The sequence below is a fragment of the Robertmurraya sp. FSL R5-0851 genome (genome assembly GCF_038002965.1).
GTDB lineage: Bacteria > Bacillota > Bacilli > Bacillales > Cytobacillaceae > Robertmurraya_A > Robertmurraya_A beringensis.
The window spans coordinates 3,737,354-3,750,082 of the sequence record NZ_JBBOOE010000001.1; the positions used below are offsets into that span (position 1 = coordinate 3,737,354).

Genomic DNA, 12,729 nt, shown 5'->3' on the forward strand with positions numbered 1-12,729 from the left:
ACAAACGCCAATATCGAATCAGGATATTGGCGTTTTTTATTGGTCCTGACATAAGAAGAGATTCTTATATTCTTTTGGTGTTAAGGACATTTACTTTTTAAATTCCTCAAGGAGGGATTTTAACGTTTTTATTATAACGAACCAAGCTTCGTTGTAGAAAGCGCTGCTGCCTCATTAGCAATTTGAGTATATCTTTCTAATTGGTCTCTTGTTTTCGGCAAGCCATGAGTATGAAATTCAACTAAGAGGGCTGCCAAGAACGCATCACCAGCTCCTGTTGTGTCCACCACCTTCACATCCATCGCAGGAACACTTACCACAATTTTTTCATGTAAAGCAACTGCTCCTTCTTTTCCTCTCGTGATAAATACAAAAGGAATATTCATGGTTGATATGCTTTCTAGTCCTTGCTCCAATGTGTCCGATCTGGTTAAGAACAATAATTCATCCTCTGCCATCTTTACGATATCTGTCCTTTTCATGTAAGAAAGAATGGTTTTTCTGCATTGCTCTTCACTTTCCCAACGTTTCAATCGGATGTTGGTGTCAAAAGCTACTTGCATATTCATCTCCCAAGCAAAAGCAAGAGCTTGATCCGTCGTTTTTCTTGCTACCGGGTGAAAAAGAGTGCCCGAGCCAAAGTAGAAAACTTTACTTTGGATAAACGGCTGTTTATTAAGTTCTACTGCTGTGAGCCAGTCATCAGGTGTTTCATTCACATAGGAATGAAAATAACGGTCGCCTTGTTCATTTTCATGAATAAATACAGAACACATCTTTTTTGTCTTGCTAAAGGTACTATACGATATATCTACATTCTCTCTTCTTAATTCTTCTGCCACAAACTGGCTCAATTCATCCTCACCTAGTTTACACAAATAAACGGAAGGGATCTCTTGCCTCTTTACTGCAACTGCTACATTAACCGTAGCCCCACCTAAAAAGCGCTGATAATTTGTATTTGTAAGACCAGTAGCAACAAAATCTACAATTGCTTCTCCCAATGAAATAATTCCTTGTTTGTTCAAATAGATGCCTCCTCTACAAGACTCTTTTAGGCATCATATCACAAACAGGATAATAGGAAATAGCCTAGTTAGCATTCATTAACTAGGCTTAAAGTAAAAATATATCCTTTTATCTTGTAGTCGTTTATACCTTAAACTTCCCCACTACTTCTTCTAGATCACTAGACATTTTTGATAAGTTCTCCGCAGAAGCGGCAATTTCCTCCATTGATGCTAACTGTTGTTCAGATGCCGCGGCGACCATCTGTGAACTGTTTGAAGCCTCTTTGGAAATGTTTGAGAGTTCATCAATTATATTCGTTACTTGTTCAGCTCCAGCAGTCATTTGTTGAGAAGAAGCTGCTACTTCTTGAATTTGGTTAGCTACCTCTCTAATAGAATGTAAGATTGCATGAAAGGCAAGACTCGCCTCATTCACTACATGGATTCCCTGATTTACCTCATTAATTCCTTTATTAGTAGATTCTACTGCAAGTGATGTATTTAATTGAATAGAAGAAATTAGAGTCTTGATCTTCGCTGCTGAATCCTTGGATTGCTCCGCTAGTTTTCTTACTTCGTCAGCCACTACCGCAAATCCCTTTCCAGATTCCCCAGCTCGTGCGGCTTCAATAGCTGCGTTAAGAGCTAAAAGATTGGTTTGATCGGCTATAGCTGTAATCACTTCCACAATCTGCCCTACCTGATTAGATAATTCCCCTAGCTCTTGAACCTTAGCACCTGCATCCGCTACTGTGCTCTGTATGGTTTCCATTTGCTTAAGGGTTTTGGTAATAACCAAGTTTCCATTTTCCGCTTTTTCCGAAGTCCCACGAGTTGACTCTTCCACACTTTGAGAAGAATTTGCTACTTTCTGAATACCCATTGTAATTTCGCTTAAAGCCGTTAAGCTTTCCTGTGTACTCACTACTTGTTTATCAGCCCCAGCAGCAATTTCTTGGATCGACATGGTAATTTGGTTGGTTGCCTCTGAGTTTTGCTCGGAGCTTGAGTACAGTTCTTCAGAAGATGCTGCAACTTCTGAAGTCGTCTTTTGCACATGTTTGATAATCTGTTGTATATTTCCAATCATCGTATTAAACGCATTAGAGAGTTTTCCAAACTCATCTTTACTATTAATAAAGAGTCTAGCAGTTAAGTCCCCTTCATTGCTTGAAAGCTCGACTAATCTATTAACCACTGTGTGAAGTGGCTTTGTAATCATTCGAGAAATCATTAATGAAATCACTATGCTTAATATAATGGATAAGAAAATAACTATTATACTGATCGTTGATCTTTGTTCAATTACTTGCATTCCATCCTGTACTTCTGTTTCCATGATTTCCTCTTGTATCTTTTCAAAATCCTCAAGATTCCTTGAGAAAATCTCTCTAACTTCTTGATAATCACCATTATGAATTTCTAATGTTTTTTCACGATCCGTCCCAGCCAACTCCATCATCTGACTCTCTAAATCAATCAGTTGCTGGTTATTATCATCTATTTCTTTAAATATTTTAACTGCTCGTTCATCTTTAATTAATTTTCTTACGGATGTTATATCATTATTGATTTTTTCAGCATACTCATTATACAATTTTAGCTGTGTCTCACTTTGAGGATCAATAATAATACCCTTTATAGCATCAGCAAGCATTAAATCTTCAAAGCGGATATCTTGCGCTAAATTTAATTTAACTACCTCTTTCTCAGCAAGGTTTTTATAGGAATCCCCTATAGTTTGTAATGAATAGTAAAGCACTAAAAACCCTACGGTGGTGAATACCAACACTGAAGTAAAACCTAGTAATAATTTATTTCTGATACTCATACTCTTCTCCTTTATATGTTTTACTATTCTTATCGGTGAATAGTTATACATGTTTACCAATGTGTATTTGTTAATTATTTCATATAAAAATACCTTGCGAAATCGCAAGGTATTCTCCTACCTTTGGGACATCAACGTTGATAGCGCCAGCCGCCCAATTGAGTTATATCATCCCCTTTTAGCATCTCATTTGCCTCACACACAAACCCAGGTACTTCCGTTCCGTCTTCAAGTTGAACTTTTCCCATGCCCAGAGGAGCTGGGATGAGTAAGGTAAATTTACCAAATTCTGAAACAGGCATTTCCCAAAGTTCAAGCTCAATAGAAGCTCCGTCATGATTGGAGCGTATAAGTCCCGGCTTTGCCGGTATGGTATCCAGTTTCACTAGTTTGTAGGTTGGAGCTGTTTTTGCTTCTTTAACAAACGTAGCCTGATGTTCTACCATTTGCTTCTCAAGAGGAAAGCCTCTCATGTGCAACCCACACACCGCTACTAGCGTTGTCGTTTTTTGGGGTTCAGTTTGTTTATTATTTAGCATGAGATCGGCTAGCCCAAGGATGAAATGCTCATTTTGATTTGTTGAGAAAAATGTTATCCCAAATGGTAGGTTCTCTTCAGCATCCAGGGTTGGGATATTAATAGCACTCAGATCTAATAGATTGCAATGATTCGTGTAAAAGCCCATCGCACTGTTAGTCGCAATCGGGTTGCTTCGTACCTCATCTCTTGTCCATGTGCCCCCAGAGGTAGGCATCACCAACACTCCATCTTTAAACTGCTGGTGAGCCGTTTGCTTGAATGCTTGTAATTTATGCATTGCTTGAAAAACGGATGCCGCATCATATTCTGGCTTTGCCCCTGAACGCAAAACGGCCTCAGTTACAGGAAATGCAACACCTTTATTCTCCGAAATGAATGCACCTAAGTCGGACCATCGTTCTGCCACCCATGGACCATCGTATAAAACACTAGCTGCCTCTGATAAGTAGCCTCCATCAATGTACTCAATAGGAATATTTAGTTTTTCTAATCCTACAATAGCCGCTTTCCAAGCATTTTCATACTTTTCTGCGAACGGTCCAAAAAAGATTGGTGGCTCCTTCATTAAATAGATTTTTTCAGGTAACACATTTGCCTGGCGGTTGATATTTTTTGACCATGGATCACACTTATCTAACCCTCTTACCACTTGGTCAACCATCTCTACATCGGACAAGTCGTTTGCAAACACCGTAACACAATCCAAACTCGCACAAGCGGGAACTACCCCTTTCGTTGGCCATGCACCGAGACTTGGCTTAAATCCTATCAATCGATTAAGCGCAGCTGGTACACGACCGGATCCTGCTGTATCCGTGCCAAGAGCAAAAGCTACTTGACCTCTGGCAACTGAAACGGCAGAACCTGAACTAGACCCTCCACTAATTAATTCTGGATTCAGAGCGTTCTTTGTTTCGCCATATGGACTTCTAGTTCCGACAAGTCCGGTAGCGAATTGATCGAGATTTGCTTTTCCAACCGGGATGGCCCCAGCGTCGATCAGTCGTCTTACTACTGTCGCATGTTCTACAGGAGTATAAGCAAACTCCGCACAACCCGCTGTTGTTGGTACACCCGCTAGGTCGATATTATCTTTAATCGCAAAGGGGATTCCCCAGAGAGGAGCTTTCTCTGGGGCCATTTTTTTCAAGTTATCTAAGTAAGGCTGGATCCATTCCATTGATGGTGGTGTGATCCAAATATTCATCTCTTTGTCAGCTTCACTTCGTCGGATAATCTCTTGAATCAGCTTTTCTGGTGTTAATTCGTTAGACTTATATTTTTCTCTTAGATTATGAATGGATAGTTGCTTTGGCGTGTTCATCGTTTTCATTGGCTATCCCCCGCTTTTCTTTTGTAATGGAGACAAACAGTTGTCCCGCATGAACTTCATCACCTGGCGACACGTGGACCGATTGAACACGTCCATCAAACGGAGCATGTTGAGGAAATTCCATCTTCATACTTTCCTCAATCATTAATACGTCGCCTTCCTTTACCACATCACCAGGAGAAACCAGCACTTTCCAGACGCTGCCTGGCATCGTACAACGAACCGCTTCTACTCCTTTTGGCAATTCTTCTTCAACCGTTTCAGACACGGATTGTTCCGAAATATACTCAGCAAGACCTAGCTCTTTCCAGCTCTCACGCTCCGCCTTAAAGGCTGCTTCCTGCGTTTGGCGGAACTCTTCCGCACTCTCTTTAATCGAATCTAAAAACGCTAAGTACTCTCCAAGGTTAAAGGTTGTGTTGGTAATATCTACTTCAAAACGACCTCTTAGGAAATCTTCTCTCATCACTGTAAGCTCTTCTGTACTGACAGGATAAAATTGAATTTGGTCAAAGAAACGTAGTAACCATGGCTTTTGCTCTGTAAAACTTTTCGTTTCCCTAACTCGATTCCAAACTTGAACCGTCCGTCCAACAAACTGGTAGCCACCAGGTCCCTCCATTCCATAGATACACATATAGGCGCCACCAATTCCAACGGCATTTTCCGGTGTCCATGTTCGAGCGGGATTATATTTTGTTGTTACCAATCGATGTCTTGGATCGATGGGAGTTGCTACAGGTGCACCCAAGTATACATCGCCAAGACCAAGAACCAAATAGCTCGCATCAAAGACGGTTTTCTTCACATCCTCTATCTGCTCTAAACCATTCACTCTTCTGATAAATTCCAAGTTACTTGGACACCAAGGCGCATCAGGTCGGACATTTTTTTGATAACGATCGATGGCAAGCTGAGTGGCTGGATCATCCCATGAAAGAGGAAGTCGAACCACACGGGACGGTACTTCAATCTCCTCTAACGGTGGTAACTCTCGGTTAATTCCTTCCATTAATGCACAAATAGCTAAAGTTGATATTTGGCCTGCATCAAAATGGACTTGTAGAGAACGAATCCCTGGCGTTAAATCTAAAACCGGAATATCTTCACGAGCTTGAATCGCATCCATCAATGCATGAATTTGAAAACGGAGCAAGAGATCTAACTCCATATCTCCATACTCAATGAGAATATGTTCATCTCCCGCTGCACGAATCGTCATTGGAAAATGACTTTCATTATTTTGAACAAGTATCGGATAACTTGGTGATAACAGCTTCATTTCTCCTGGCAATGTAGGAACTGGATAATCTCCTATATTTTCTAAAAACAATTCTTGTGACTTTCTTAGTTGCTCTGCCTCTTCTAAAGTTAAAAGCTGAAAGCGAACCTTGTCACCAGCATGAAGCTGGCCTAACTTCCAAAACTCGGCTGATGCGGTTGTCACTGGACAAACAAATCCCCCAAGACTCGGACCATCAGGGCCCAGTAAGATCGGCATATCTCCAGTTAAATCTAATGTCCCTATCGCATACGCGTTGTCGTGAATATTAGAAGGATGTAAGCCCGCTTCTCCTCCGTCTTCTCTAGCCCAAAGTGGAGCCGGCCCAATTAAACGTACACCTGTACGAGAGCTATTAAAATGAACTTCCCAGCTTGTTTCTGTCAACTGCGTCAAATACTCTGGCAATAAAAACTCTTCTGTACAATGTGGACCGGGAATAACACCTATTGTCCATTCTTTTGTTAATACAGGCTGTTGTGTAATGACAAGCTCTTTATCAGGAGGTGTTGCACAAGGATGAACACGCAACACATCTCCTGTACGAAGTGCGCGCCCACCGTGTCCACCAAACCCTCCAAGTGTAAAGGTTGAAGCACTCCCTAAATAGAGGGGCATATCGAACCCACCCGCCACTAGTAAATAAGTGCGCATTCCTTGTGTAGCTTCACCAAATGAAAGAATTTGCCCGCGCTTGGCAGTGACCACCTGGTAGGTCGGAACAGGAAGATCATCCAAAGTCGCTTTCATATCTGAGCCGGTTAAGCAAAAAACAATATCTCCACGGAAACGGTAAGAGCCCCCACGTAACGTTAGCTCTAGTCCAGCAGCATGAGAGTCATTCCCTAGCAACTGATTTCCGATTCGGAAAGAGAATGGATCCATCGGTCCACAAGGAGGGACTCCTACATCCCAGTGCCCCACCCGTCCTGGCCAATCTTGCACCGTCGTTTGGATCCCACCATCGAGTACTTCAATGGCACATTCCGCTGGCGAAAATTCCTTTAACATTTGAGTATGCACATGTCCAGAGCGGCATTCTTCTTCCTCTAATAGGGACTGTATATACTGTAAGTTGGTGGTCACACCATAGAGCCTAGTATCCTGTAGCGCTTGACTTAGCTGATTGATGGCTTCTTCACGAGTGTTTGCATGAACAATTATTTTGGCAAGCATGGGGTCATACAAAGAGGTAACGCTCAAACCATCTCTAACCCACGTTTCAATCCGAGCATCCTCTGAAAAGCGAACTTGATCCAACTGACCACCGCTCGGACGAAAATCATTCAGACAGTCTTCTGCATAAATTCGAGCTTGAATACTATGCCCTTTCGGAGCGCCGTACAAAGTATTTAGATCACGAAGCTCACCAGCCGCTTCACGAACCATCCACTCGACTAAATCAAGACCTAACACTTCTTCGGTCACACCGTGTTCTACCTGAAGCCTGGTATTCACTTCAAGAAAGTAAAACTTTTCCGCTTCCGGGTCATACAAATATTCGACCGTTCCTGCACTTCTGTATCCCACTTCCTCAGCCAATCGTTTTGAAGCAGCTAGCATTTCCTCACGAACTGCTGAAGATAAACATGGAGCTGGACTTTCTTCTACCACCTTTTGATTACGGCGCTGAATGGAGCAATCACGTTCTCCTAATGCAACCACTTCACCGTACTCATTGCCAAAGATTTGAACCTCTACGTGGCGTGCTTTTTGAATATATTTTTCTAAAAAGACTCCTCCGTTGTTAAAATTCGTTTCTGCTAGGCGACAGACTGAATCGAAGGCATCCTTTAGCGCAGACTCATCTGCACAAACACGCATTCCAATTCCTCCACCTCCTGCTGTACTTTTAAGCATAACAGGATAACCAATTCGTTCGGCTTCCGCAACGGCGGTTTCTACTTTCGTTATTAAGGTGGTACCTGGTAAAAGAGGAACTCCTGCTTTCACCGCAATTTCACGTGCTGAATGCTTTAATCCAAACAGCTCCATTTGCTCAGGAGTAGGACCAATAAAAGTGATTCCATGTTTCTGACAAGCACGCGCGAAATCAGCATTTTCACTAAGGAACCCATAGCCTGGATGAATGGCTTCCGCTCCTGTTTCAAGTGCCGTTTTTAAAATGAGTTCGGCATTGAGATAGCTATCTTTTGCCACACCTTCACCAATTAATACGGCTTCATCCGCTTGATCAACATGAAGGCTATCTTGGTCTGCTTTTGTATACACCGCAACCGATGAAATGTTTAGTTTTTTTAGCGTTCTTTCAATTCGAACCGCAATTGCTCCACGGTTTGCAATAAGGACTTTATTGAACATGGTTGGAGCTCCTCTCTATGTTATTTATCCCAGATTAGTAGTTGAATAGGTGTTGGATTATAAGCGTTACAAGGATTATTTAATTGTGGACAGTTGCTAATAAGGACAAGCGTTCGACTGACTGCTTTCATTTCTACATAATATCCTGGAGCGGATACACCATCTTCAAAGGTTAATCCACCTTCTGGAGTCACAGGAACATTCATAAAGAAGTTCACGTTTGGTGCTAAATCTCGTTTGTTAAATTGGCTTCCATACTTTGATAGTTGAAGCATAAACGTATCTCGACAGTTATGCATCGGAAGCGTGTCATGAGCATAACGAACGGTGTTACTTTGTGCGGAACAAGCACCACCAAGCGTATCGTGGCGTCCACATGTATCGGCAACAATCTCAACTAGTTCTTTTCCTGACTCGGATACTAGAACGGAACCCGTCGTTAAATACACATTGCCTTGGCGTTGGATTGTATTGATCGCACTATAATGGTCCATTGGATGATCCGCATCGTAAAATAGGGTGTCTGCCGCCTGGTTTCCCTCTAGATCCACTATTCTTAACACCTGTCCTGGTTCAAGAATTTTGGTCCACCCTTCTCCAGCAGGAACGATATAGTTATCAATTGCTTCATCTACCTGTCTTTCACTAACTTTATATTGTAAAGTGGCCATTAGTTTGTTCCTCCTTTTGTTAGTAAACAATAGTCCCATGTGTTCTCAAATGCACGACGATTTTCCGGACGATGGTTCACACAAACATCGTTCTCTTCTACAGGAGCTGCATCAGTGATCGTGATCTCGACAGGAACAGAGGGATAATTGGAACTAGCGTCCAGCGGATTTGGCGTGTTTGATACGATCATCAGAACGTCCATCTCTGTTCTCAGTGTAATGGTGTCCCCTTTTTTGGAATGACCTGGCTTGAAATGAAGTGAACCATCTTCCTTGCAAAATACTTTCGAAAATAAATTAACAACGGGGATTAGATCTCTGTTTGTTAATCCATTTCGGAACAATTCAACCGCAAAGTTTTCTTCCCCACTTCGATACCAATCATTTCTTTGTTCTTGATAGGTGGTCTTCCCATATCGTTCGTCGATCATTAGGCGTGTGGCATAACCTGATATCGTGTCATGCCAGCCTAGAGAATCATCAATCATACTAGCTAATACTCTTCCATTGTCACTCATCAAGACATTTCCAGTCGTTAAGTGAGCGGTATGCTGAGCCTTTAATGTATCCGGCATATTGTAGCGTTCGGATGTGTCATCTGCGTTATATAAAAGGAGAGAAAGATTGGCTCCATCACCGAGAGTCGTAAAGGTTAGTTGTTTTCCACTTTTTATTTTTGTTGACCATTTTCCACCAGCAGGAATTAATTTCGTTAGTATCTTACTCATCATTTAGCCTCCTTTAAAATAAAAACGGATAAAAGCCTAGGAGATCATTCATCTCCCAGGCTTTTATCCTTCCGTGTATACAGCAGATGCTGTACGCTCTCTCTCGGACCTGACGTTATTAACCGGAACCCTAGAAAGCTTTTTCGTTTCCAACAGAATGTGGAAACCTGTATGTTGTTGTACTTAGTATAACTATCAGAAAAGATAGATAACAATGAATGTGTCAGACTATCTAACAATGTTTTTCTTAATTGCTGTTTGTTGAAAAGACAAAGCCATTTTACGTTCCTTAGCTTTTGTCCATTCCGTCTTCAAGAAGAGATAAGTAAATCCGACAGCAACCCAGATGACTCCCGCTGTTAACGTATGTTTATCAAGCAAGGTTAACAGCCAGCCTATAAAACTTGCCCCGACAAGTGGGAAAATTAGATAAATACAAGTGTCTTTTAGGGAGCGTTTTTTCATTTTCACATAGTAATGTGCAATCACTGATAGATTCACAAATATAAATGCGGTTAAGGCACCGAAGCTTACAAACATGACAGCCGTATCTAGACTAATAAACACCGCAGACAATGAAATAAACGCAATCAAAATGATATTAGCAAAAGGTGTTTTGTATTTAGGATGTATGCTTGTAAATATTTTTCCAGGAAGAATGGATTCCTTACCAAGTGCATATAAAAATCGGCTCACACTTGTTACAGAGGAAACACCCTGTGTAAAGGTTGCAATCATAAGAACCATAATAAATAGAGAACTCAATAAATTGCTACCAACTAATTGAACGAGATTATAGGCTGCATTATCAGGATTGGTAAAAGTAAAATCCGGATAGGCAAGTTGAGTCAAATATGAAATTGCCGTGTACATCGTTACCGCTATGATCACAATAAGAAAGATTGCTTTTGGTATCGTCTTTTTTGCATCGATCGTTTCTTCTGCCATCGTTGTCACTGCGTCAAAACCGAGGAAGCAAAAACAGATGAGTGCTGCGCCGGAAAAAACAGCACTTAAAGCAATATGTTCGCCGAAGAAAGGTGTTAAAGAGAAGAGTGAACCAGTACCTGTTCCACCTGCTAAAAGATCCTTTGCGACGAGAATACAAAAGATAACAATAAACCCGATTTGAACAAGTACCGACAACCCACTCACACGAGCAGCAGATTTTATACCAACGATATTAACGATGGCCAAGATGATATTCATGAAGATAATCCAAACAAAAACAGGTATAGAAGGAAATTCTGTATGCATGAAGATACCAAATGTAAGAATTGCAATGATAGGAGAGAAAAGATAATCCAAAAGAAGAGCCCAACCAACAAGAAAGCCTGCCATGGGATGAACTGCCCTCTTCGTATACGTATAGGCAGAACCTGAGACCGGGTAAGCCTTAACCATTAAACTGTAGCTATAAGCTGTGAAAAAGATCGCAATAAATGCCGTTACATAGGCAGCCGCCATCATTCCACTTGATGCCTCATAAGCAACTCCGTATACGGTAAAGAAAATCATCGGTGTCATCCAAGCAAGTCCCATAAATACAACTTGATGCAACTTTAGTGATTTTACTAATCCTGTTCCTTTGTTCATTCTCTAACACCTTCTTTTTTGGATTTCGTGTTATAAAAAAACAAAAGCCCAGGAGAATTTTACAGAAAAATTCTCCCGGGCTTTTGTCCCTCCGTGTCTACAGTTATACTGTACGCTCTCTCTCGGACCAGACATTTTCCAACCGGAACCCTAGAGAGCCATTTTTGTCCCCACTAACGAGAACCTGTATGCTTTTATACTCTGAAGTATAGACGTGTAAAAGCAGGGGTTCAAGGAACATGTCAGATTATATGACATAGAAAAAAGCTACCCAAAATACGGTAGCTTTCAAGGGATCCAATTTTATCATCCAAAACGGTAGTAAACTAATACAATCGTTGCTAGTACAAACAAGAAATTTAAAAATACAAAGATAAATTGATCCAGTTTGGTTTTATGCCATTTGATCGGTGGATTATAGAAAGATACCCCTTCAATGATAAAGATGATTAAAACAATATGAATCATAAAGTGACCGATAATTTCTGTAAAACCAAACAACATGGTTGTCATAATAAAGATAACCGTAACTACAAGACCTAACACTCGGTTTAAAATACCTACCACAAGTAAATAACCTACGATAAATTCAATGAATGCAGCCATCACAATAAAAGTAGCTGGTGCAAAACCAAATGTTGGAACGTGATGGTTCACAATAATGTCCATCGACATACTTGGATACACCCATTTTTCAACGGCCACCCAGCATAGAGATAACCCTGTTCCTAAATATAAAAATGGGAATCCTACATTTTCTAGTTTTGTTTTTCCTACAAGTAAAACTCCAATAATGGCGATATAAAAGCTGTAATCAAGCATGTAGAAAATACCATGTTCGGCAGTAATATAAACAAATAATCCTAAAAGAATAGCTGAACCGACTTTTGTTGCTATATGATGTGGAATCAATAAGAATCCAACACTTACCCAAGCAATAATGGATACCATCTGACTTACTTGTAGTTCGGGTGCAAATAACGTTCCATTGATAATTTGTAAAATAAGAGCGATGGCAGTTCCATATTTTAGCAAATGTCTTGAATATTTTCTGAGACTTGATAATTTGCCATCCCAAACCTTAATTTGCTTCCATTCAGCAAACCTTGGAATAAGTAATGTGAGTACCCCTAAAACAACCGCGGCAAGTAGTGCTAAAGATATAAAAAACGGCGATAATATATTTTCAATGGTTTCTTTTTGCGGCGCTATATCTGTGAACCACTTCACATGTGCTTGTGCAAAATATGGGGTTAAAATAGCTCCAATTAATGTTGTAAAGAAAAAGATTTTCTTCATTATTAGTCCTCCTTGCGAATAACACTATTAACATATTATTAATATACTTTACCGATGATGGTTTGGGTGATAGGAATATTGAACTTTTTGTGAATAAAATCACAATCCATAAATAA

Annotated in this window: 8 protein-coding genes and 2 riboswitches; all 8 genes read right to left on the reverse strand. The window is 40.7% G+C overall.

The window, feature by feature from the left end:
• Positions 1-131: 131 nt before the first annotated feature.
• Positions 132-1,028 (reverse strand): carbohydrate kinase family protein, encoded by an 897-nt coding sequence (locus MKX65_RS19195; protein ID WP_340905119.1) that lies wholly within the window; start codon positions 1,026-1,028, stop codon positions 132-134.
• Between the two features lie 124 nt (positions 1,029-1,152).
• Positions 1,153-2,841, reverse strand: a complete 1,689-nt coding sequence (locus MKX65_RS19200) for a methyl-accepting chemotaxis protein (RefSeq protein WP_340905120.1) — start codon at positions 2,839-2,841, stop codon at positions 1,153-1,155.
• Positions 2,842-2,972: 131 nt separating this feature from the next.
• On the reverse strand, positions 2,973-4,715 hold the full coding sequence (gene atzF, locus MKX65_RS19205; RefSeq protein WP_340905121.1) for an allophanate hydrolase: 1,743 nt from the start codon (positions 4,713-4,715) through the stop codon (positions 2,973-2,975).
• Positions 4,675-8,319 (reverse strand): urea carboxylase, encoded by a 3,645-nt coding sequence (gene uca, locus MKX65_RS19210; protein ID WP_340905122.1) that lies wholly within the window; start codon positions 8,317-8,319, stop codon positions 4,675-4,677. Before uca ends, atzF begins: the two co-directional genes overlap by 41 nt.
• Positions 8,320-8,339: 20 nt before the next feature.
• Complete coding sequence (locus tag MKX65_RS19215) at positions 8,340-8,990, reverse strand: urea amidolyase associated protein UAAP2 (RefSeq protein WP_340905124.1); 651 nt, start codon at positions 8,988-8,990, stop codon at positions 8,340-8,342.
• On the reverse strand, positions 8,990-9,718 hold the full coding sequence (locus MKX65_RS19220; RefSeq protein ID WP_340905126.1) for an urea amidolyase associated protein UAAP1: 729 nt from the start codon (positions 9,716-9,718) through the stop codon (positions 8,990-8,992). The genes MKX65_RS19215 and MKX65_RS19220 overlap by 1 nt, the downstream gene beginning before the upstream one ends.
• A 50-nt stretch (positions 9,719-9,768) precedes the next feature.
• A riboswitch (guanidine-I (ykkC/yxkD leader) is annotated at positions 9,769-9,863 on the reverse strand.
• 83 nt (positions 9,864-9,946) lie between these two features.
• Positions 9,947-11,314, reverse strand: a complete 1,368-nt coding sequence (locus MKX65_RS19225) for an APC family permease (RefSeq protein ID WP_340905128.1) — start codon at positions 11,312-11,314, stop codon at positions 9,947-9,949.
• A 70-nt stretch (positions 11,315-11,384) separates the two neighbouring features.
• Positions 11,385-11,479, reverse strand: a riboswitch (guanidine-I (ykkC/yxkD leader).
• Between the two features lie 141 nt (positions 11,480-11,620).
• Positions 11,621-12,613 carry a hypothetical protein gene (locus MKX65_RS19230; protein ID WP_340905129.1) on the reverse strand — a complete coding sequence of 331 codons (993 nt, stop codon included), beginning with the start codon at positions 12,611-12,613 and terminating at the stop codon, positions 11,621-11,623.
• Positions 12,614-12,729 lie beyond the last annotated feature (116 nt).